Origin of the sequence: Methanolapillus africanus (assembly GCF_032714475.1) — an archaeon.
Lineage (GTDB): Archaea > Halobacteriota > Methanosarcinia > Methanosarcinales > Methanosarcinaceae > Methanolapillus > Methanolapillus africanus.
Genome location: NZ_JAWDKD010000015.1, coordinates 81,293 through 104,470, shown reverse-complemented (window position 1 = coordinate 104,470; position 23,178 = coordinate 81,293). Strand labels below are relative to the sequence as shown.

The window sequence follows — 23,178 nt, the reverse complement described above, 5'->3', positions numbered from 1 at the left end:
TATAAAATAAAACGCCCTCATCCGACTTCTTCAATCAGAATTAAATAAATAGATTGAATGATTGTAGAATGTAAATTAATAATTATAAAGGTTATCTGATTCTACATGATTATTTGAAATATATAATTTGATTAATATATACAAAAAGGATAATTCAACGTTAAACGGGATTTTATGGCGGACTACTTATCATATATTGACTACACGGATCCTTCATTTTTTATCGGCTGCTTGTTCATTGTTTTGGGACTAGTGCTCTTTTTCGGATTGCGGCAGATTCGGAAATGGATGCTCAAAAAAGTTGAAACGACGGAAACAAAATGGGACGACATTTTGCTGGGGTCGGTCGGAAAGCCGGTGACCATTGTTGCTTTTTTGATTCCGGCGTATTACGGCGTTAAAAATTACATTCTGACGCCGGCCGGTATGGAAGAATTGCTGGCGACGGAAATCGACGAAGTGCTGGCGGTCATCATCGGCGCTTGGTTTTTGTCGGCGCTGGTTCAGAACATCATGGAATTTTACGGACGCCGAGTCATCCAAAGTTCCAAGAACGACATCACAACGCGGCTGCTCGGACTCTTGGATTTGCTTGCCGGATACATCATTTGGTTTGTCGCCGTGGTCATTATTTTAAAAATCTATGACGTCAACATCACGCCGCTGTTGGCCGGCATCGGCGTCATCGGCATTGCGGTGGCGCTGGCCGCTCAGGATACGCTCGGCAACTTTTTCGGCGGCGCTATGATTTACGCGGACCGGCCGTTTAAAGTCGGCGACCGCGTTCGAATCGGCGACCACGTCGGCGACGTCCTCGACGTCGGCTCCCGCAGCACGCGCATCAAAACGTTGGACAACGAACTCATGACCATTCCGAACTCGACGGTTTCCACCAGCATCATTACCAATTACGCGATGCCGGACATCAATCTGAAAGTCCGTCTGGCGTTTTCCGTCGGCTACGGCTCGGATATTGAAAAAGTCAAAGCGATTCTGAAAGAAGTGGCGACGCAGGCCGCCAAAAATTTCGACCACATTTTAGAAGTGCCGGCGCCGGAAGTCTTTTTCCTGGAGTTCGGCGAGTCGAGTTTGAACTTGATGGTGACGTTTTGGACCAACCGTTTCGACCGAAAATGGGAGTCGCGCGACTACATCAACACGACCGTTTTGAAGCGTTTCCGGGAAGAAGGAATCGAAATCCCGTGCCGGCAGAGAGATTTGAAAGTCATTATTGATGATGGCGCCGGCTGTTCTGCCGGCCATGAAAAACATTGTTGAGATCGACAATTCGTTCTCAACTCTTTTTTGTTTTTTTTGTTTTTTTGGTGAGCCGCTGCGCGCGCGTTATGGCGGCACTTTTTTGTTTCGAGTTTTTGAAAAGTGATCGGCGATTTTTCGACGATGTTGAGCAAACCATCCCGTAAAATCAGACGCGATAGCGTCTGTATTTTACGGATACCGCTGAACAGATACAATTTGGACTGCGAACAGAAGGTGCAAATTGGAACAAGTAAACACTGTATTGTTGGAAACAGTAGGTGCAGATTGGAACAAGTAAACAACTGTATTTTCAGAAACAGTAGGTGCAACCACCAACCTAAAAACAGTCAACTGCAGATGCAACTCAGTACTGCAAGTTGGAATGCATCTTACTGATCGGATTCCGCAAAATACAGACGCAAAGCGTCTGATTTTGCGGGGTGGTTTGCTCGCTGTCGAAATAAAAGTTTGCGGGACGGGTTGTTTGGCCCAAAATTAAAAAATCATGGACACTTTTTAAAATCAAAAAGAAAAATTGTCGCTGTAACGCGCGCGCATGCCGGCGCAAGAAAAAAAGGAAAAATAATTCAATCAATCTAATTTATACAATTCATCCGATTTCGGCGGTTCTAAAACCTTCTTCTCATCGCCTTTGACGACAAACCGGTCGTCCGCTTTGTCCAAGAATTCGCCGACAACGGTTGCCAAAACGCCTTTTTCGCTCAATTTTTCAATCAGCAGTTCCGGCTTTGACGTCGCAATCATCATGCTGCCGCTTGATATCAGCCGGCAGGGATTCAATTGGTAATGCTCGCAAACGGTTTTTGTTTCGGGGGCGACCGGAATCTGATCCGCAGACACGGTGACGCCGATGTTGGCGGCTTCCGCCATTTCCCACGCGGCGCCGAAAACGCCGCCTTCGGTGATGTCGTGCATCGCGTGAACGAATTCGGGACCGATCTCACCGGCGGCGATGCCTTCTTCCACAACGCTGATTTGCGTGATGCAAGACTTGGCTTTTTCGACGAACGGAAGGCCGAATTTCTTTTTCAGCTCGGCTTCTTTTTCGTTGGCAATAATCGCGGTTCCTTCCAGGCCGACAGTTTTGGTGACGACGATTTTGTCGCCGGGGCGGGCGCCGGAAGAACGGATAATTTGATCTTTCTTGGAAATGCCGATTGCGGTCATGTTGATCACGGTGCGGGCGACGGCGTCGGTGACTTCCGTGTGGCCGCCGATCACGCTGACGCCGATGGCGGTCGCGGTTTCGGCGATTTCCGTCATCAGCATTTCAAGATCGTTTTCCGTTGTTCCGGGCGGCAGAAGAATCGAAACCAGAAGGCCGAGAGGACGAATGCCGCTGGCGGCGATGTCGTTGCAGGAAACATGAACAGCCAAGCGCCCGACTTCTTTGGACGCGCCGGTAATCGGGTCGCACGACAAAACGGCGAGCTGTTCGCCGCAATTTAAAACCGCGCAATCTTCGCCGATGCCGGGTTTGATCATGACGTCCGGGTCGAAGAATTTTAATTTGTCAAAAACGATGTTTTTTAAAACATCGTGCGGCACTTTTCCGATTTCCATTGTTTATTTCCTGAAAGATTGATTTTCTTAACTATACCGATTCTCTATTTATAAATTCCCAAATCCCTCAATCCCAAATCACCGCCGGTTATTCAAAAAGCCGGGACAAAAACGATGTCAGCTTCGGCCGGCATTTTTCTTGGTGCGGGCAATGGCTGCAAAACCGAATGTTTCGCTCGTTGGGCATTTTTCCGTTTCTCGCTTCTTTCATCTGCCTCAAAATCCGCAAAACCATCTTTTTGTCATCGGAACGCACGCGCCCGACGCGCAATTCTCCGGCATAATCCGCAATAAAATTGTCGGAAACATTCGCTTTTCCGAACCGGTTTTCAAGAATCAGAACATACGCGGCCGCAGCGATCCGGTCTTTCTCCCAAATGCCGTTTGCCGGCGTTTTTGACGTTTTAATCAAATACGGCAGAAGTTTGCCGTCGAGAACAACGATTTTGTGCGGCGCGCCCGACAGATTCAGTTTTTCATAATAATAGGATGTATTTGCCGCCGCCGGATTTCCGGCGGCGTCGTAAAGCGAAAAACCGTAGCATTCAATTGTCTTTGAAACGTTTTGAATCAATTTCGGAATCCGGCGAACGGCAGCGTCGTAAGCGTCGTCGATGGCGGCGGAAGAGGCGGAAGAGGAGGAAGATGTGAACACGGACGGGGTTTTCGAAGCGTTTTCTTCAAAAACCGGTTTGATTTTTTCGGGAGCCGCCAGATAGCCCAAATCCGTTTTTTCGGCGACGATCGCGGAAGGGAAGGCCGGATTTGGGTTTTGACGCGTCGTTTTTTCCCAAACCGGATTTTTTGAATCCGCGTCATAAAGACCGTCCGCTGATTTTGTTTTGACGGAAACTGATTTTGAAAACTCGTTTTCATCCGGCGTCCAAAGTGTCATTTCTTCTTTTAAATCGTCAGCCAATTGCTTTAATTCCTTTTTCAATTTGCTTTCATCCAAAAAGTTGCCGTTTTCATTTTCTTGAGCCGCCGCTGTCACCATTTCCGGCAAAAAGAAGCAGATTTCTTTCAAAAACTCGGCTTCAAAAAAACGAACCGGATCTTTTTGATACAGAATATGATTTGAAAATTCATCACTTTCCGATGAAATTTTGTTTTTTTCGCGGTGGGATTCGTTGAAGAAAAACAAACGCGGACAAATCAGCCACGTTCGAATATCCGAAACTGTCGTACGCGTTTGTTTTTGTTCAAAATTCAAACCGGTTTCCGGTCTTGCGGAATATTTGTCCTTATCATTGCTGTTGCCGTTACCGCTGCCATTGCTGTTGTCATTGCTCTTTTGAATCATAAACCGAAAAAAACAGAGGGTATTCATCTTCTTTTTCATTTTTTCAAAATCGATGGATTTATATGTGATGAATTTTGATTTTTTCGAATATCTGATTTTTCGTTTTATAAAAAGCCGTTCGGTTTTGTTTTTTTATTTGTCAACTTTTATAACAGGTGAGTTAAGTTTATATTTCATTCAACCCTTCTCTTGTTTGTCATGACAGACAACGAAGCTTTTGAAAATTTGAAAAAAAGGCTTGCCGAGAAAATGGCCGGAGAGATTACGCTTTCCGAAAAACCCGGCGAATGCCTCAAAAAATGGCGTCTTAACTTCGAAGTGTCGCAAACCGACATCTCAAACGCGCTTCAAGTCTCACCCTCGGTGATCAGCGATTATGAAAGCGGCCGCCGGAAATCTCCGGGAACGCTCATGGTCAGCAAGATCGTCGAATCTCTTTTGGCCATCGATACCGAACGCGGCGGACAAAAAATCCACGCGTATGAAACGATGCTGGCCAATGACAGTTCCAAAGAGTCCATCTATTCGACTTACGAATATTCCATCCCGATTCAATTTCAAAAACTGGTGTCGCTTCTCGACGCTCACGTTCTTTACCGCGGTATGGAACGCCCGCTTTACGGTTTTTCCGTTGTCGACAGCAAGCGCTCCATTTTGGAAATGTCGTCGTACGAATTCCAGCGCCTTTACGGCTGGAGCACCGACCGCGCTATGATTTTTACAAAAGTGTCGACCGGAAAGTCGCCGCTTGTCGCCATCCGCGTGACGAACCTCAAGCCGGGCGCCATTGTTTTGCACGGCCTCGGCAAAGACGAAGTGGATCCGATGGCGGTTAAAATGGCGGAAGTCGACCGGATTCCGCTCTTGTGCACCACCAAAGACATTACCGAAGCGATTGCCGAATTGAAAAAATACGGGCAATACTCCATCAAGGGAATCTAATCCTCGATTCCTATTTTTTTATTTCTTTGTTTTTTCGGCTCTTTTTTGCTTTTGTGCGCGCCGCCCGCGCGCGTTACAGCAACACGTTTTATAAAATAAATCAATAGGGGCGGCAGTTTTATTTTTTATTTTTCGATGAATTCCTTTGACAGATATATTCATCATAGAATCAGATACGTATTCACTAAAAATAATTATCAGGCTATTTATTTTTTAAATTTTATTTTATTTCGAAAATCTTTGATATATGGTTCTTTCGGTCCCCTTTTGTTTTCGAAATTTGGCGCTTCATCCCTCTTATATTTTTTTAACTTCGTCGATACCGTATTTTTTAGAATCATTTGATTCAAAAACTTCGTCAAAGAACGAAGTCGCCTACGTTATATTTATATACCTCATATTCATTTTTGAGGTTAAGTTCTCTGAAATCGTGCCTCTTGAATTGGAAGCACAATTTCGGAGTTTCAGAGGTCAGCTCGAAAAAATGGTTAGAAATAAAAAAACGAAAAATTTGAAGAACAAAAACGGAAAAACGATCAAAATACCAAACCTAAAAAATTTAAAGAACCGTAAGAATCTTTAAATTCCCTCAAAAACCCAAGTAAACAACAAAAACAAATAAAATAAAAAAACGTATTCTAAAGAACCTCAAAAAGACCGAGAGGCATTTTTGAAATGCTTCTCTTTTCTTTTTAATTTTTTTGACTTTAAGCTTTTTTAATGAAATTATTAAAAAAAATAAAGGTGAATAAATGACAGTCGGAATTGTTTCCTATGGCGCCTATATTCCCAAATACCGGATTAAAACAGAAGAAATCGCGAGTGTTTGGGGCGGCGACGCCGAAATTTTAAAAGCCGGTTTAAAAGTATTTGAAAAATCGGTTCCTGATGTTGATGAAGACGCGGCGACGATTGCGGTCGAAGCGGCGAGAAACGCAATGAAACGCGGCGGCGTTGATCCGCAAAGAATCGGCGCGGTTTACACCGGTTCCGAAAGCCACCCGTACGCGGTCAAACCGACCAGTACGATTGTGGCCGAAGCGGTCGGCGCGACGCCCGACATGACAGCGGCGGACTTTGAGTTTGCCTGTAAAGCCGGATCAGCAGCCGTTCAAGTCTGTATGGGATTGGTCGGCTCCGGTATGATTGATTTGGGACTTGCGATCGGCGCAGACGTTTCCCAGGGTGCGCCCAACGACGCTTTGGAATACACGGCGGCCGCCGGCGGCGCCGCTTATGTGATCGGACGCCAAGAATCCGAACTCATCGCCATCATCGAAGACACATACTCTTTTACAACCGACACGCCCGACTTCTGGCGGCGTGAGGGACAACCGTACCCCGGCCACGGCGGCCGCTTTACGGGCGACCCGGGTTACTTCAAACACGTGACCAGCGGGGCCAAGGGCCTCATGAAAAAGATGGGCACCACCCCGTCCGATTACAAATATGCGGTTTTCCACCAGCCCAACGGCAAATTCCCGGAACGCGCCGCTCAAATGCTCGGCTTCACCAAAGAACAAATTCAACCGGGACTTGTGGTTCCGAAACTCGGAAACACCTACTCCGGATCCTGTTTGATGGGCATCGCCGCAACGCTTGACATTGCACAGCCCGGTGACAGAATTTTTGCAACCGCCTACGGTTCCGGTGCCGGATCCGACGCGTTCAGCATTCTTGTGACCGACAAAATCGAAGCCAAGAGAAACTTGGCGCCGTCCGTCCAGCAGCTTTTGGCCGACCCGATTTACCTGAGCTACGGTAAATACGCGCACCACAAAGGTAAGATTAGATTCGGATGAGGAGGGATAACATGAGAGAAGTTGCAATTGTCGGTGCAAAAACGACAGAATTCGGAGAGCTTTGGGAACGGTCCTTGCGTGACATCGTTGTTGAAGCCGGTATCGGTGCGATTGAAGACGCGGGCATTTCCGGCAAGGAAATCGACGCCATGTATGTCGGAAACATGAGTGGCGGCCGTTTCGTCGAACAAGAACACTTGGGCGCGCTCATTGCGGACTATTCCGGTCTCGCACGCGGCCTTCACGTCCCCTCCACCCGTGTGGAAGCGGCCTGCGCCTCCGGCGGTTTGGCCCTTCGCCAAGCGATTCAAGCCGTCGCGTCCGGTTACAGCAATGTTGCCATTGCGGCCGGTGCGGAAAAAATGACAGATATTTCTTCCTCCGGCGCCACCGACGCTTTGTCGGCTGCGGCGGACCGTGAATGGGAAGGTATCCAGGGCGCCACGTTCCCGGGCATTTACGCCATGATTGCGAAACTGCACATGGCGAAATACGGCACAACCAGCGAACAACTCGCCGCGGTTGCCGTGAAAAACCACGAGAATGGTATGCACAACCCGATTGCTCAGTTCAAGAGCAAAATCACCATCGACCAAGTTTTAAAATCCATTATGGTTTCGGACCCGCTCCACATTTTGGACTGCTCCCCGGTTTCCGACGGCGCAGCCGCGGTTGTGGTGGTTCCGGCCGAAGACGCTTTAAAATACACGGACAAGCCGATTTATGTGAAAGCCAGCGCACAAGCAAGCGACACCATCGCTTTGCATGACCGCCGCGACATCACAACGCTTGACGCGTCGGTTGTTGCCGGAAAGCGCGCCTATGAAATGGCGGGCCTTACCCCCAAAGACATCAACTTCGTCGAAGTTCACGACTGTTTCACCATCGCCGAAATTTGTGCGATCGAAGACCTCGGATTCGCCGAAAAAGGAAAGGGCGGTCTCGTGTCCCTCAACGGCGAAACAAAACTCGGCGGCAGAATCCCGGTCAACCCGTCCGGTGGTCTCAAGTCCTGCGGCCACCCGGTCGGCGCCACAGGCGTCAAGCAAGCCGTTGAAGCCGTGACGCAATTGCGCGGCGACGCCGGCAAACGCCAAGTGGACGGCGCCAAGTATGGAATGACTCACAACGTCGGCGGCTCCGGTGCGACGGCTGTTGTGCACATTTTCTCTAACGAGAGGTGATTTAAATGACAGTACCAAGATTCTGGAGAGAGCAGGCGAGCCGTTACAACTTAGTCGGATCCCACTGCAAAACATGTAACGAATACTTCTACCCGACAAGAAACCTCTGCCCGAACTGCCGGCGCGACGGCGACATCGAGCAGCACAAATTCAAAGGACAGGGCGAAATCGTGACGCTCACGATTACCCACACCACGTCTGACGAATTCAACGATTTGGTTCCGTACACGCTCGCCATTGTCAAGTTGGACGAAGGCCCGTGCCTGACCACTCAAATCGTGGACGAGCCGGAGAAAGCCGCCATCGGAAAACGCGTTCACTCCGTGTTCAGAAAACTCGGCAGCGACGGTGAAGATGGTATTCTTTACTACGGTACCAAATTCGAGTTGGACAAATAACTTTAGGGTTTTTTCTCCATAAATGAAAGCAATCAACGGGGTTTTCCGTTGGTTGTTTTTCTTTTTACTTTTTTTGTTTCATTTGCATTTTTCTTTTTTTGGGGTTTTTTGGCGAGCGTCGGGCGCGCGCGTTATGGCTGCACATTTTCTTTTTGCGTCGATTAAACCGGCTGTTTATTTTTATTTTTGAGTCAAGCGAAAAACCCGAGTAAATCAGACGCGCATCGCGTCTGATTTACCAGAATTTAGATGAGATGGATTGGATAGCAGTAGTAGATGCAAATCAGACCAAGAAATATCTGTATTTTTGGAAAACGGCAGATGCAAATCGGATTAGGAATCAACTGTATTGTTGGAAAACAGCAGGTATGAACTGAAACTGTAACTTTATTTTTGCGACCGAAGGGAGCGTTCGCGAAGCGAACTCAAACAGAATCAGTCTCCCACCGCTTTTGAAAAATTCCTAGCGAAGCGACGGAATTTTTTAACGCAATACTTCTACCCGACAAGAAACCTCTGCCCGAACTGCCGGCGCGACGGCGACATCGAGCAGCACAAATTCAAAGGACAGGGCGAAATCGTGACGCTCACGATTACTCACACCACGTCCGATGAATTCAACGACTTGGTTCCGTACACGCTTGCCATCGTCAAGTTGGACGAAGGTCCGTGCCTGACCACGCAAATCGTGGACGAGCCGGAGAAAGCCGCCATCGGAAAACGCGTTCACTCCGTGTTCAGAAAACTCGGCAGCGACGGTGAAGATGGTATTCTTTACTACGGTACCAAATTCGAGTTGGACAAATAACTTTAGGGTTTTTTTCTCCATAAATGAAAGCAACCGGTATTCTCCGGTTGTTTTTCTTTATTTTTTATATTTTCTTTGTTTCATTTGCATTTTTCTTTTTTTAGGTTTTTTGGCGAGCGGCATGCGCGCGCGTTATGGCGACAATTTTTCTTTTTGCGTTTTTAAGACCAAAGGGGCGTTTTTATTTTTGAGTCAAGCAAAATCCCCGAGTAAATCAGACGCGTTTCGCGTCTGATTTACCGGAATTCGATAAAATGGATTGGATAGCAGCAGATGCAAATCGGATCAGAATACAACTGTATTGTTAGAAATAGCAGGTGCAAATCGGATTAGGAATCAACTGTATTGTTGGAAAACAGCAGATGCAAACTAAAGCCTAAAAACAGTATAGGTGCAAACTGGAAATTAGAAATCAGTAATTAATGCACAAATTTATTAAATTGAAATAGAATAATTCTTTAGGCGATTTCTATGAAAATCCAAAAATTATTCCTCGTCTTGATTTTATGTGTCGGAATTTTATTTTCCGGATGCATCGGTCAACAAAATGGGACGGAAAATCAACAAACAGATGTCGAATACATCAATTTGAACTCTGATTCCATCAATCCGCTGAACAAAAATATCACAAAATACGAATTGAGTGGTTATATTCCGAAAGATCTGAAGGAAAACAAGAGCATTATCTGGTATGAAAAATGGGGAAATGACTCACGTCCGTGCTTTTCGGATGAAGCTTTAATTGAGGAATCCGATTTGATTTTTTATGGAACCGTCAAAGAGGTCAAGCCGTCGGTTTGGTCAACTTATAGTGGTAAAACACCGTTGTTTCTTTATTTCACATATCCCGGCAAAAGGACAACGGGTGGGATATCCGGTTCTTGGGAATACAAATCCGTTTCATCTTCCTTTACACAAGACACATACATTTACACGGATATTGTTTTTGAAGTTGATGATTGGGTGATGGGTCCGGCCACGGAAGACGTGATTATTTCCGTTGAAGGCGGGCAGGTCGGAAAATTTGCTATGCAGGGAAGTTATGCGAATCCGTGGAATTTTGAACCCGGGGATAAGTTTTTGGTTTATTCCAAAGACGGGGAAGGCGGAAGATACGAGATTGTGTGTGGCGGGCTTTTTATTGTGAATGAATAATTCATTTTATATTTTTTTAAAAATGAATAAATATAAAACCTTTAGAAGTCCTTCTTTTTTTGGGTTTAAATATGAAAATGAAAAAGACAATCATTTTATCCGTTTCGATTTTGCTTATATTTTTGGCAGCCGGCTGCCTCAGCAATTCCGAAGACACTTTTAATCCGCTCAACAAAAATGTTTCTGAATTCCACACAGGCGGCATTGAAAATGTTCCGGTTCCGATGTATTATCCGTTGGATGAAAACGGAACGCCATCCCAGAAACAGTTTATGGATTTCTACCATTTTATCCAAGTCAACAATTCGATGCCGGCCTATTCTCCGGAAGATTTGCCCAACGAATCGGATTTGGCTTTCTACGGCACTGTCAAAGAGATTCATCCGTCTTATTGGTCGACGCCCGACGGACAAACGCCGGAAAACCCGCAGCAAGCCTTCCATTATGATAACTATTGCATTTACACGGACATCGTCTTTACTGTCACCGATCCGGCCAAAGGAAACCCGGGCGATGAAGTTGTCGTGACTTTTTTGGGTGGCGAAGTTGACGATTTTGTAATTTTCTTTGATGGACCATTGTCGCCTTGGGATTTTGAAAAGCAAAAAGAAGGTCAAGAATACCTTTTGTATTTGACGGTTTCTTCAATTCCGAAAGAAGGAACATATTATCTTATGCCCGGCGGCGCCTTTTTTGTCAATGAATAACAAATGAATTGAGTCGATTAATTTCTATTCATTTGTTTTCTTTTTTTGGGTTTTGACGAGCGGCGTGCGCGCGCGTTATGGCGACACATTTTTGCAAAATATCAGAAAACGGTGTTTCCCCTTTTTCTTTTTCAAGCAAACCATCCCGAAAAATCAAACGCTTTGCGTTTGATTTTCTCGGAATCCGATGAAATGGATTGGATACAGTAACAGCAGATATAATCTAAACAGTAAACGGTAGGTGCAAACCGTAAATTCAAAAACAGAAACTGTACCCAAAAAATAGAAAACAGCAGGTGACATCCGAAATTATAAAATAATTGCCGGAAGCACCAAATAAAAAAACAAATTTACAGCACGTAACTGCCGATTAATTTGTTAAAACCAACAATATCAAAGTCTCCTTTGATTTCAAACCGCACGTGTCCGACCGAGCTGAACCACAAATCCAATTCGCAGTCGCGGTCAAACGTGCCGGACGTTTCGACGGAAAAGGCCTGCACTTTGGAAAACGGTAAGGATGTGTAGTCTACTTTTTTGCCGGTCAAACCTTGGACGTTGACGGCGATGATTCTTTTGTTGGTGAAAACGACGGAATCGCGAATGCCTTTAAACGCCGACAGAATTTGTTCGCCGTCGATGAGCATCGGATTTATTTTGTCGGATAAGCTGTTCGGGTCAACCGGTGAGAGTTTCATAAAACCATTTTGAAAATCAATCATATTTTGCCTCCTGTTTTTTAAACGTCATTTGTTTGTGCGGATGATTTATAGGTTTTATCGTTTTTTGTTTTTATTTTTTTATAAAAATTAAAAATATTTAATATGTATGACTCCTTGTTTTCTTTTATTCAATTTAAAATAAAATTTGGTGGGAACGGATTATGAAACTCAAAATCGCATTTATCGGATTCATTCTTTTGATTTCAATTTTTGCAGCCGGCTGTTTGGGCGGCAATTCCAATGTTTACGATTCGGACAAACCGGTCAAATTAGACGAAACCGGCATCAAAACCGTCAAATTTGTTTCCGGCAAACCATATAATGTTCCGAGAGGCAACCATATTATTCAGTGTTACGGACCGCCGGTCAATGACAGTTATCCGGCTTTTGAGCCAAAATTAGTTGCCGGCTGGTCTGATGTGATTGTTTACGCAACGGTCAAGGAAATTCAGCCGTCCGCTTGGACAACACCGGACGGAACGCTCGCCATCAATCCGGACGACGTCCGAACGTTTAAAGAAACGGATGAAAGCGGAACGGTTCGCGTGAGCCAATTTTATGATTCCGGCAGCAATCAAATTTATACTTACGTTATTTTCACGGTCGACACACGTGTCAAAGGCAGTTGTCCGAATGAAATCAATCTTTACATCCCGGGCGGACAAGTGGACAACGTGGTAATGTCGAGCGGCGATTATCCGAACCGCTGGGATTTCCGAGAAGGAGATCAATGTTTGCTTTATTTGAAAACGTATTCGAACGAATGGGATTTGGTTGCACCGCACGGTATCAGGACGGTTATTTCTTAAAGCAGAATCTCGTTTATTCAAAGGGTCGGGAATTTGATTATTTGATTATTTTATGTGACTTCAATCCAAGGTGAAGGTGTGTTCATGAAATTCAAACTTATCTCTCTCGAAATCATTTTGTTAATCTCGGTTTTAGCAGCTTGTTGTTTAGATAATTTGCCGGACAGCACAAATACGAACGCCTGCAATATCAGTGAAATCAACCGCAATCACACATACGAGGATTATTATTCCGATACGCCAATCAGTGTTGACTGCACCGGCATTAAAACGATCAAATTTGAATCCGACCGGGATCGTATTCTGAGAAATAATTCCACCGTTGTGGCTCTCAATTATCTGATCGTTAATCCGAATATTGATTATGTGTCTTACGACCCTGAAAATGCGACAAACGGGTCTGATCTTGTTGTTTACGGAACCGTTCAGGAAGTCCGTTCTTTTTGGACGACGCCGGACGGCACATTAACCATCAATCCGAACGACATTCAGGAACGTGAGCGCAACAACGGCAGCGGTCCTTATATGGAAAGGTATGTCGTTGTTGATTCTGAAATTTACACACATGTTTATTTCAAAGTCGACGAATGTGTGAAAGGCGGCTGTCCGAAAGAAATCACTCTTTATTTGCCGGGCGGTCAAATCGGCAACATTGTGATGGATTATGGTGATTTCCCTAAATCTTGGGATTTTAAACCGGGAGACCAATGTTTGCTTTATTTGGAAGAACATCCGAATGAATATGATTTGATCATGCCTGATGGAATTCGAACGGTTGTGCCTTAAAATTTATTTTCTTTTATTTTTTCAAATTAAACAGTGATTCATCATGAAACTCAAAATCCTCTCTCTCGGAATCGTTCTTTTGATTTCGGTTTTGGTTGCTGGCTGCTTGAACAGTTCGCCCGATTATACAAGTATGAATATTTGCAATACAAGTGAAAGTGTCTGCAATATCAGTGAAATCAATAGTGGCCGTACGTTTGAAGACTATTATTCCGGTCCGCCGATTGCTGTTGATTGTACCGGCATTAAAACGGTCCGTTTTATTTCCGATTATGATCAGATTCCGAAAGATAATCTCACGGTGCGGGCCTTTAAACAAAATTCAATCTCTGTCAACACGGACTATATTTTTTATGAACCGGTCTATGTAACAGAGCGTTCTGATCTGATTGTTTATGGAACCGTAAAAGAAGTCCGTTCATTTTGGACGACTCCCGACGGAACCCAACCGGATCTAGGTGAACTTCAAACCAGTGAATGGACAGATTATTTCACAAACGAAACGCACCGAGAAGAGTATTACGATTCCGGCCGCTATGAAATTTACACGTATGTTTATTTCACGGTTGATGAATGCGTGAAGGGTGACTGTCCTGAAGAAATCAATCTTTATTTGCCGGGCGGCCAAGTCGGCAATATTGTAATGTATGGCAGCGATTTCCCCAAATATTGGGATTTCAAACAGGGGGACCAATGTTTGCTCTATTTGGAAGAATATTCGGATGACTACGAATTGTTCATTCCATCCGGAATTCGGACGGTTGTGCCTTAAAATTTATTTTCTTTAACTTTTTATTTTTTCAAGTTGGAGTGTGATCTGCCGTGAAACTCAAAATTGTATTTGTCGGACTCATTCTTTTGATGTCGGTTTTAGCAGCCGGTTGTTTGGACCGAATCTTGGATGAATCCGGTGAATGGCAGCCGCCTGATTACGTCACTGATAAACCAATCAGTGTTGACAATACGGGCATTAAAACGAAGCATTTTGGTCCCGGTGCCGCCGAAACAGTTCCCGAGGGGACTATTCGGGCTTATGTGATGTCTAACACATTCACGACAATAGATTACATATCTTATGACCCGGTGGACGCCATCAAGGAATCTGATGTGGTCATTTACGGAACGGTCAAAGAGATTCAATGTTCTTGGGCAACGTCAAACGGCGCAGCTCCGTTCATCGGTGAAGTTCAGACCTATGAAAGAACGAATTATTCGACAAATGAAACATATACAGTACAACAGGTTGAAGTCGGCGCCGAAATTCAAACTTTTATTTACTTCACGGTGGATGAACGCGTTAAAGGCGACTGTCCGGATGAAATCAATCTTTGGCTGCCGGGCGGACAAATGGATAACCTCGTTATGTACGGCCTCAGTTCTTATACGGATTATCCCGCTTCTTGGGATTTCAAACCGGGCGAACAGTATTTCCTTTGTTTGAAGGAATATTCGGATGAATATGATCTGGTCGGACCGTACGGCGTCCGGCCGATTGTTTCTTAAATTAAAAACGGGGAATTTACCATGAAAAGAAAAACCATTGCCGTCCTTATCATTTTGGTTCTTTTGATTTCGATTTTTTCAGCCGGATATTTGCTCGTGGGAAGGTATTTGCTTTATTATTCCGGCGCTCCGATCGCTGTTGACTATACAGGTATTCCGACCAAAGCTTTCGTTTCAAATCCGGAAAACATTCCGAGAGATTCAACCATCCGGGCTTATTCAAAGTCGACAGGTCTTTACACCCTTGATTATGTCGCTTACACGCCACGGTCGGCGACAAGTTATTCGGATGTCGTGGTTTACGGGACGGCCAAGGAAGTCCGTTCCTTTTGGACAACGCCGGATGGCAGCGCGCCCGAACTCGGCGACGTTCAAACAAGAGAATGGGTCGACCATAACACAAATGTCACCCACATCGAGCAATATGTCGAATCCGAAAAGTATGAAATTCATACTTACGTTTATTTCACGGTCGACAGAAAAATGAAAGGTAATTGTTCGGATGAAATTGCTCTTTTCCTGTCGGACGGCCAGGTCGATAACGTGATTATGTACAATATTGATCCGCCGCACTGCTGGGATTTCAAACCGGGTGACCGCTGTCTTCTTTATTTGTACGATTCGCCCAAAGGATATCAGCTGATTGCGCCGTACGGCGTTCGGACTGTTTTTCCTTAAATCTTTTTCATATTTTCCTTAATTTTTTTATTTTTTATTATTTCCTTCACTTTTTTATTTCTCTATTTTTTTATTTTTCTGTTTCACTTTATCGACAAATCCCTGATTTTTCGACACATTTTAATTCATTTCTTGTTTGTATCCTTGCTAACCTTCGAATATTTCAGAGTATGGAGGCATATTTTTGTTATACCAATCATAAAACTTTATTACGTTCATCAACGAAATGAATATATACTTGCGAATTGATTATCGACTACTAACGAAAAGTTGATGTCTGGTGCCTTTTCAGGCGGTCGAACATTAATTTGTCGGAAATAAATTTAATGAATATTTTAAATGAAACTTTAATCTGAATACGAATTTGATTGAATTTCACGTTAAACTTCATTTAACAGGGATGGAATCTGCATATGCTCCTTACGGTCGAACCGATTGGCAGTATTAGAAAACAAGCGAACAGAACCGAAATTTTAATTTATTCGGAGTTCGAGCAAGTCGTCACAAGCATGGTTAATAAATTCGGCGACCATCCTGAGAAAGGACAAAAATTATTAATTGTCCACAAATGCAAAGATGGTGCGCGGCAAATAAAAATTTCCGAAGCGACATTGGTTGAGCGCAAAGGAAATCTCCTGACTGTTTCTAAATTCGACGCGGCTGAAGGACCCGTCATTGATATCACAACACAACCCTCCTAAACGTTTTTTGAAAATATATGAAAAAGAAGGACGAGAGTCCGCCCTTTTGATCTTTTTTAACTTCTATTTTCGTTCTGGTTACTTGTGAGTGTCTGCCCCTTCTGTTTCAATTCTGTTTTTATTTTCTTTTTTACCTTCTTTAAAATGGAACCCGCTTGAGCAGACGCGGTACGCGTCTGCTGTAAGCGTGTGTTTTTCTTGACATTTATTAAAATTGTCCACCGTTTTTGAAATCAAATAAAAAATGATCGCTGTAACGCGCGCGCCGCCACCAGCCGCAACAGCCGCCCCTCGTTTTCGTTCCCGCCCTCCAAATCATTTTATAGGACGTTTTCCTTTTCCTCTGTGGTGAAAAAATGGGTGCAGATATCGGCGATTTGTTGGAACGCGACACGATTTCCATGAAAGATTTGGATGGCAAAATTGTTGCTTTTGACGCTTTTAACGTGATTTATCAATTTGTGACCACCGTTCGCGGACGCGACGGGCAGGCGCTGACGGATTCCAACGGCAACCCGACGTCGCACTTGGCCGGACTTCTCTACCGGACGACGAGTTTTGCGGAAGCCGGCATCAAACCGGTTTTTGTTTTCGACGGCGAGCCGCCGGAATTGAAAGCCGAAACCATCGAGAAACGCCGCGAAATTCGGGACAAAGCGCACGAAAAATGGAAGCTGGCCGTTGAGAAAGGCGACCCGGCTGAAATTTACAAGTACGCGCAAGCGTCCGCCAGAATCGACCCGCAAGTGATTGACGAATCGAAAATGCTGCTGCCCATGATGGGCATTCCGATTGTCGAAAGTCCGTCCGAAGGCGAAGCGCAAGCGGCTTTTATGCTTGAAAACAAAGATGTCGACTTCGTGTCGTCGCAAGATTACGACGCCTTCATTTTCGGGGCGACGTCGGTCGTCCGGAATTTGACGGTTTCCGGCAAACGAAAACTGCCCGGAAAAAGTGTTTACGTAGATGTTGTTCCCGAAAAAGTTGATTTGAACAAAAATCTGGAACGGCTCGGGATTTCGCGCGAACAGTTTATCGACATCGCTTTGTGCGTCGGCACCGATTTTAACAAAGGTTTGGAACGCGTCGGCGCCAAAACGGCCCTCAAGTTGATTAAAGAAAAAGGAACGGTTGAAGAGATTCTTCGAGCCAAGGATAAAACGGATTTGACGCCGAGTTACCACGCGGCCAAAGCGTTTTTCCAACACCCGCCGGTGACGACGGAATATACGGTCAAGTGGGAAAAACCGGACGCTGATAAAATGGTTGAATTTTTGTGCCGCAAACGCGACTTTTCCGAAGACAGGGTTATGAATGCGGTTCAGAAGTTGAATGCTGCGCGGGCTGCTAAGAAGAAAACGACATTGGATCAATGGTTTTGATTGAGGCGGGGGCGGCGCGCGCGTTACGGCGACACTTTTTCTTTTTGAGTTTTAAAAATCATCTCCGTTTTTAATTTAGAACCAAGCAAACCGTCCCGCAAACTTTTCTTTCGACAGCGAGCAAACCAACCCGCAAAATCAGACGCTTTGCGTCTGTATTTTGCGGATTACGATCAGTTGGAAATGTGTAATTTATCGGATTTCTGTTTACAGTTCCGGTTTGCACCTACAGTTAACTGTTTAACTGTATCTGTTGAGTGGTATCCGTAAAATACAAACGCTGTCGCGTTTGATTTTACGGGGTGGTTTGCTTGGAGTTTTTAATTTGCCGAATTATTTCTTGCGACCGAAGGGAGCATTCGCGAAGCGAATTCTATGCATTCAGAATCCCACCGCCTTTGAAAAATTCCTCGCGAAGCGAAGGAATTTTTCGGTTGATGTTACGGGATGGTTTTCTTGACATCTATTAAAAACGTTCGCGTATTTTATTTTGAATTTATGCCGGATATTATTCAAAAAAAGACTTTGAATTCTTTTCGGAAAGAGATATGAGCTGAATTTTTTCAAAGGAATTTTATTTATCCTTTGAAAGATTTGTAAACTTATCATAAAATTCGGAGGAATCCTCGTTGAGTCAAAATTCAAATGAAAACTCGGAGCCCGGCCTCAATCAAAAGCCGCAGAAAAGTATTCTGAAACTCATTTTCAATATTGTTTTTATTATACTCATTTTGCTTTTTTCAGTTTTTCTGGCAATTATGGAATATCCAACTGCAATGGCAACATTCATGCTTTTTGCTTGCATTTTGTATGCGCTTTTCAATTTGGATTCTTTAAAAAGCATCAAAGGTGGCGGTCTTGAAATCGTTACGCGGGATGTGGCGGAAATTAAAAAGTCGATTGAAGAGACGAAAAGTATGGCGGAAGATTCTCGACGGGCTTCTTTGAAGGCGCAGGAAGTTTCTTTGGAGACGCAAAAGGCGGTTTATGAGGTTGAAGGGCAAATAAGAAGCGTGAGGATGGTTCGGGTTGGGGGGGAAGAGGAGTGAGAGAGATTTATTTTTTATTGAATTTTAAATGAGGCTAAACACAAATGATTATTTCAAGTCTGCTCAGAAATATAAATTAGATTCATAAAGTCAAATATCAAATAAGTGGTTAAAAGGCAAGGTTGGTTTAATATGGTTGATTTTGAAGAAACTGATATTTGGAAGCGTACATTAGGGCAGCAATCAAAGGAATATGAGAAAGAAAGAGAAATCTTAAGAACGGAATATTTCAGATTAAGAGATAAATCATCTCAATTGGCTGGTGAAATCTCTGATTATTTTAAAGAATATACAGTTCATGATGTCACACATTCTGATGCATTGTGGACTTCTGCAGATATGATTCTGAATAAATCAAATATTAAATTAAATCCTGCAGAGGCTTATGTTTTAGGTAGCGCTTTTTTATTTCATGATCTAGGTATGGCTCTTGTTGCTTATCAAGGTGGTATCAAAGAGATTAAAAAAAACCCAATGTGGAAAGACACAGTTGCTTCAATCTTAAAAGGAAAATTGGGTCGGCATATTACTGAAAAAGATTTTGAAAACCTAGACCCCGAAATTGAAAAGGAAGCAACAATTCAAACTCTCAGATCTTTGCATGCTTCAAAAGCTTCTAAATTGCCTGAAACTCCCTGGAAAGACCATGAAAATCATGACGTTTATCTGATAGAAAATGAATTACTTCGTCATTCTTATGGGTATATAATCGGTCTCATTGCATCCAGTCACGGGTGGAAAGTTGAAGAATTAGAAGAAAAATTGCCATCAATACAGGGTGCTATTGGGGGTTTTCCGAAAGAATGGACAATCGATCCTCTAAAATTATCATGTATTTTAAGAATTTCAGATGCCATTCAAATTGATGATCGTCGTGCTCCTCTTTTTTTGAGAACTTTGCGAAAACCATCCAAATATTCTGATTTGCATTGGAACTTTCAAGCAAAATTAAATCAGCCAATAGTTGAAAACAAAAGATTGAAATTTACATCAAAATCTCCATTTAAAAAAGATGAAAATAAATCGTGGTGGGTTTGTTTTGATACCCTTAAAATGATAGATCAAGAGTTAAAAGAAGTTGATTCTTTACTGTCTGAAAACTATGATTTAACATTTGATATCATTGGTGTTGAGTCAATTGAAGATGTCAAAAGACTATCAAGATTAATTACGGTTGAAGGATGGCAGCCCATAGATACCAAAATTCAAGTAAGCAATGTTGGAAAATTAGTGAACATGTTGGGTGGTTCTCAACTTTATGGAAATGATATGCAGGTTCCGTTAAGGGAACTTTTACAAAACGCAGCCGATGCCATCAGGGCAAGAAGAAAAATAGATAACGAGGATGAAGATTTTGGTGATATTATTCTCCGAATTGATGAAGATTGTCATGGAAAATTTATAGAAATTGAAGACAACGGCATTGGAATGTCAAAGGACGTTTTAACAGGACCTTTTTTGGATTTTGGCCAATCATTTTGGGGTACTGATTTAATGCGTCGAGAGTTTCCGGGATTAGAGTCAAAGAATTTTTTATCAACCGGCAAATATGGAATTGGTTTTTTTTCAGTATTTATGTGGGGGAAAAAAGTCAAAGTGACAACAAACCGATGTGACAAAGGAAGGGATGATTCTTTAGTTTTAGAATTTGAAGATGGTTCATATTCTCGTCCCCTCTTGAGAATTGCTGAAAAAGATGAGCAAATAAAAAATGGTGGTACCAGAATTAAAGTCTGGATTGATAATGAAATCTATCGGGGAGTATTGGATGGAAATAATCAAAAGTTTAGGCACAGGAACATATCAGATTTCATAAAGAACCAGTGCATTGGGTTTGATTGCAATATTTTTGTAATTGAAAATGAAATTAAAACAACGGTTGTTCAAAAAGATGATTGGATGACAATGTCTCCTAAAGATTTGATCATTAGATTGATTGGTAATGAACTATATGAGAAATTGTATAGCAGTCAACATAAATCAAAAATAGATATGGCTATTGAAAATATGGAATTTTTGATTAATGAAGGTGGTGAAGTTGTAGGGCGAGCATCTTTGATTGGAAGAATTGTAGATTCAGAATTAGAAGTAGAGCACAAAGATTTTTCAGGTGCCGTTACCGTTGGTGGATTTAGAACATCAGATTTGTATGGAATTATTGGAATACTAAAAGGGGAGAGTCAAAGAGCATCAAGGGATAGTGTTCTTCCAACGGTACAAAGAAATATTCTCCACAAATGGATTGAAAGTCAAGTTGAAAAATTATCAAAATTTGAACTAGATGAAGAGATTCAAGTGTCAATTGCTTCTTGCGCAAGATCTTTAAAGGGAACAACTGGTAAATTAAAAATCGCAAAGCACAACGGCAAATATGTCAGTTCAGATGAAATTATAAGCATTGTCCGAAAAAATGAATCTAATGAATATTTTATCATTTCCTATGAGCAATTATACAATAAAGGTGATAAATTAATTGAGTTTAGTAACATTGATTTTTTGGCAGATTTTAGTTACCCTATCATATTAAATAATAGGAATATTGAAGGAACCTGGCCTGAATTTGATTTTTATTGGGGAGATCGGGAGGGTAATGATATAGGAAGATTTATTGTCAATCTGATTTCTGAGGGGTGGGGTTGTAATTTGGATGAAATAGAAAGATCAGGGTCAATGCACAAGGATCCAATTTACAGAAAAATAAATAAAAAGAATAGGGCAATTTACCATTACATAGTTGTTAAAAAGATAACTCATACGTAATAAAAATGAAAATAATTTGGTGCAAGCTATTTAACACTTAATAATTTTCATTTCATGACGCAGGTAGTAGATTTTCATCAATTACCTGCCATGGTTGGTTTGATAAGGTCCATATTTTATCAAAGATAAATATAATTGTTTTTATAATTTCATCATGATTCATCTCTAATATTAAAAAACCTCGTATAGTAATCTTTTTTGAATTCATCAAACCTGTCCATTAAATCGTCAATTGATTCTGGTTGGGCGGTTGAATAAAATTCAAGGATTTTTCTATTATATTGATCAATTGATGAATTAGGTGATGCCAGTACTGTTCGAAGAATTTCTTTTGTATTAGCAGTATTTTTCCAAAAATTCTCTATAAGATCGTATATCTTTTTGAAATCTTTTTGTTTACAGGGATTAAAAAAATAGATGTCTTCAACAATTGGATTTAAACTAAATAATATATTTGATAATTCATCAATATTATCATTTATTTTTAATACATTATCCTTAATGGAAAGATCAATAATGCCACGGTCAACTTTTAATCGGAGTGTTTGATTATCTCTTTCTAAATTATTCCGACTAAAATGAAAAATAATGAAATCACGATGAGTCCAATATAATTTTTTTATATAGTCATTTAATAATGCGATTTGTCTTTTCTCTTCAATATAATACCCAATAAATCCATTAATTAAAAGAACACAACTGCTCGCAAAAATTCCAATAGAAATATTTGACCAAAAATTATATTCGTACTAATAAAAAAATCCCGAAATTATCAGTGAAATAGCACCAACAAATATCATAGAAATTATCAATTGCCTATAAATTCTCATGTCTTTCTCTTCTTTTTGTCCATTCGACAATATGAATCTAAATCAGTCAAATTCAAAACTCATCCCATCATACCCCAACGGATACTTCTCACACTCAACATCATGAGCCCCATAAAAGTGGCTCAAATGCGTAAAAACAGTCTTTTTAGCATGAATCTGCTCAGCCATTTCAAATGCCTGCGTCGAATTCATATGTTTGTTAACGGCCATATGTTCCGGAACGATGGCGTCGACAATAAACAAGTCCGGGTTTTGCATGTAATCAATACTTTCTTTGGGAATATCGATTTCACAGTCGCCGCTGATGACAATTTTGTGCTTGCCGTCGGAAATGACAACGCCAACCGGCAACTTTTCCGGGAAGTGTTTGACTTCAAAAAGGGAAAACTCAAGACCGATGAGTGAAAACGGCTCGTGAAGGTTGACGTAATGTTTATCGGCCGAAATGAAAAAATAAATGTTTGTGATGTAGTCGACCGTTTCTTTCACGCCGTAAACGGAAACGTCCCGCTGAACACGGTAAAATTCGGCAAAACCGCCGTAGTGGTCGTAGTGGCCGTGCGTCCAAATCACGCCGTCGACGTGAGAAACATTTTCCCGCAGCAGCTGAGCGCGCATGTCGGGGCTGGTGTCAATTAACACGTTTCCTTGTTCGGTTTGAACCAAAATTGAAAATCGAGTGCGTGAGCTCTTGCTGCCGGACAATTTGCCGTCCGTACAGGACGGGCAGGAACAGCCGATCGTGGGCGTTCCGGGGGCGTCGCCGGTTCCGAGAAGCGTGATTTTCATGATGTTCGTCCAAATAAGTCAATAAA

Annotated in this window: 21 protein-coding genes; 17 read left to right on the top strand and 4 right to left on the bottom strand. The window is 42.7% G+C overall.

Going from position 1 to position 23,178, the window contains the following annotated elements; genetic code table 11:
- Positions 1-174 precede the first annotated feature (174 nt).
- Positions 175-1,278, top strand: a complete 1,104-nt coding sequence (locus tag MsAg5_RS04300; RefSeq protein ID WP_338099387.1) for a mechanosensitive ion channel family protein — start codon at positions 175-177, stop codon at positions 1,276-1,278.
- 573 nt (positions 1,279-1,851) lie between these two features.
- Here the strand turns inward: MsAg5_RS04300 and MsAg5_RS04295 are convergent.
- Both MsAg5_RS04295 and MsAg5_RS04290 read right to left on the bottom strand, forming a co-directional pair.
- Positions 1,852-2,844, bottom strand: a complete 993-nt coding sequence (locus tag MsAg5_RS04295; RefSeq protein WP_338099386.1) for an AIR synthase family protein — start codon at positions 2,842-2,844, stop codon at positions 1,852-1,854.
- Positions 2,845-2,932: 88 nt separating this feature from the next.
- Complete coding sequence (locus MsAg5_RS04290; protein WP_338099385.1) at positions 2,933-4,147, bottom strand: CRISPR-associated protein Cas4; 1,215 nt, start codon at positions 4,145-4,147, stop codon at positions 2,933-2,935.
- A 198-nt stretch (positions 4,148-4,345) separates the two neighbouring features.
- On the opposite strand from MsAg5_RS04290, the gene MsAg5_RS04285 reads away from it, so the two are divergent.
- The 7 genes from MsAg5_RS04285 to MsAg5_RS04255 all read left to right on the top strand — a co-directional run bounded on the left by MsAg5_RS04285 (position 4,346) and on the right by MsAg5_RS04255 (position 11,143).
- The gene (locus MsAg5_RS04285; RefSeq protein ID WP_338099384.1) at positions 4,346-5,089 is read left to right on the top strand and encodes a helix-turn-helix domain-containing protein; all 744 of its coding nucleotides are present in this window, start codon (positions 4,346-4,348) and stop codon (positions 5,087-5,089) included.
- A 752-nt stretch (positions 5,090-5,841) separates the two neighbouring features.
- The gene (locus MsAg5_RS04280; protein ID WP_338099383.1) at positions 5,842-6,891 is read left to right on the top strand and encodes a hydroxymethylglutaryl-CoA synthase; all 1,050 of its coding nucleotides are present in this window, start codon (positions 5,842-5,844) and stop codon (positions 6,889-6,891) included.
- 11 nt (positions 6,892-6,902) lie between these two features.
- Entirely contained in the window at positions 6,903-8,075 is a 1,173-nt protein-coding gene (locus MsAg5_RS04275; protein WP_338099382.1) for an acetyl-CoA acetyltransferase, read from the top strand.
- A gap of 5 nt (positions 8,076-8,080) precedes the next feature.
- Positions 8,081-8,473 (top strand): Zn-ribbon domain-containing OB-fold protein, encoded by a 393-nt coding sequence (locus tag MsAg5_RS04270; RefSeq protein ID WP_338099381.1) that lies wholly within the window; start codon positions 8,081-8,083, stop codon positions 8,471-8,473.
- A 544-nt stretch (positions 8,474-9,017) separates the two neighbouring features.
- Positions 9,018-9,281, top strand: a complete 264-nt coding sequence (locus MsAg5_RS04265) for a Zn-ribbon domain-containing OB-fold protein (protein ID WP_338099418.1) — start codon at positions 9,018-9,020, stop codon at positions 9,279-9,281.
- Positions 9,282-9,752: 471 nt separating this feature from the next.
- Positions 9,753-10,436 (top strand): hypothetical protein, encoded by a 684-nt coding sequence (locus tag MsAg5_RS04260; protein ID WP_338099380.1) that lies wholly within the window; start codon positions 9,753-9,755, stop codon positions 10,434-10,436.
- 71 nt (positions 10,437-10,507) lie between these two features.
- A complete protein-coding gene (locus MsAg5_RS04255) occupies positions 10,508-11,143 on the top strand; it encodes a hypothetical protein (protein WP_338099379.1) in 636 nt (211 codons plus the stop codon).
- A gap of 350 nt (positions 11,144-11,493) precedes the next feature.
- Here the strand turns inward: MsAg5_RS04255 and MsAg5_RS04250 are convergent, their stop codons facing one another.
- Positions 11,494-11,865 carry a PH domain-containing protein gene (locus MsAg5_RS04250; protein ID WP_338099378.1) on the bottom strand — a complete coding sequence of 124 codons (372 nt, stop codon included), beginning with the start codon at positions 11,863-11,865 and terminating at the stop codon, positions 11,494-11,496.
- Positions 11,866-12,026: 161 nt separating this feature from the next.
- Between MsAg5_RS04250 and MsAg5_RS04245 the strand changes: the two genes are divergently transcribed.
- The 9 genes from MsAg5_RS04245 to MsAg5_RS04205 all read left to right on the top strand — a co-directional run bounded on the left by MsAg5_RS04245 (position 12,027) and on the right by MsAg5_RS04205 (position 21,533).
- Positions 12,027-12,674 (top strand): hypothetical protein, encoded by a 648-nt coding sequence (locus MsAg5_RS04245; protein WP_338099377.1) that lies wholly within the window; start codon positions 12,027-12,029, stop codon positions 12,672-12,674.
- 84 nt (positions 12,675-12,758) lie between these two features.
- Positions 12,759-13,460 (top strand): hypothetical protein, encoded by a 702-nt coding sequence (locus MsAg5_RS04240; protein ID WP_338099376.1) that lies wholly within the window; start codon positions 12,759-12,761, stop codon positions 13,458-13,460.
- A gap of 43 nt (positions 13,461-13,503) precedes the next feature.
- Positions 13,504-14,232: a hypothetical protein gene (locus MsAg5_RS04235; RefSeq protein ID WP_338099375.1), complete on the top strand. Its 729-nt coding sequence runs from the start codon at positions 13,504-13,506 to the stop codon at positions 14,230-14,232.
- A gap of 50 nt (positions 14,233-14,282) precedes the next feature.
- The gene (locus tag MsAg5_RS04230) at positions 14,283-14,963 is read left to right on the top strand and encodes a hypothetical protein (RefSeq protein ID WP_338099374.1); all 681 of its coding nucleotides are present in this window, start codon (positions 14,283-14,285) and stop codon (positions 14,961-14,963) included.
- Between the two features lie 21 nt (positions 14,964-14,984).
- The gene (locus MsAg5_RS04225) at positions 14,985-15,641 is read left to right on the top strand and encodes a hypothetical protein (protein WP_338099373.1); all 657 of its coding nucleotides are present in this window, start codon (positions 14,985-14,987) and stop codon (positions 15,639-15,641) included.
- Positions 15,642-16,054: 413 nt separating this feature from the next.
- Positions 16,055-16,342 carry a hypothetical protein gene (locus tag MsAg5_RS04220; RefSeq protein WP_338099372.1) on the top strand — a complete coding sequence of 96 codons (288 nt, stop codon included), beginning with the start codon at positions 16,055-16,057 and terminating at the stop codon, positions 16,340-16,342.
- A gap of 356 nt (positions 16,343-16,698) precedes the next feature.
- The gene (fen, locus tag MsAg5_RS04215) at positions 16,699-17,724 is read left to right on the top strand and encodes a flap endonuclease-1 (RefSeq protein ID WP_338099371.1); all 1,026 of its coding nucleotides are present in this window, start codon (positions 16,699-16,701) and stop codon (positions 17,722-17,724) included.
- A 758-nt stretch (positions 17,725-18,482) separates the two neighbouring features.
- Positions 18,483-18,773 (top strand): hypothetical protein, encoded by a 291-nt coding sequence (locus tag MsAg5_RS04210; protein WP_338099370.1) that lies wholly within the window; start codon positions 18,483-18,485, stop codon positions 18,771-18,773.
- A gap of 132 nt (positions 18,774-18,905) precedes the next feature.
- A complete protein-coding gene (locus MsAg5_RS04205; RefSeq protein WP_338099369.1) occupies positions 18,906-21,533 on the top strand; it encodes an HD domain-containing protein in 2,628 nt (875 codons plus the stop codon).
- Between the two features lie 872 nt (positions 21,534-22,405).
- Here the strand turns inward: MsAg5_RS04205 and MsAg5_RS04200 are convergent.
- Positions 22,406-23,152 (bottom strand): MBL fold metallo-hydrolase, encoded by a 747-nt coding sequence (locus tag MsAg5_RS04200; protein WP_338099368.1) that lies wholly within the window; start codon positions 23,150-23,152, stop codon positions 22,406-22,408.
- Positions 23,153-23,178 lie beyond the last annotated feature (26 nt).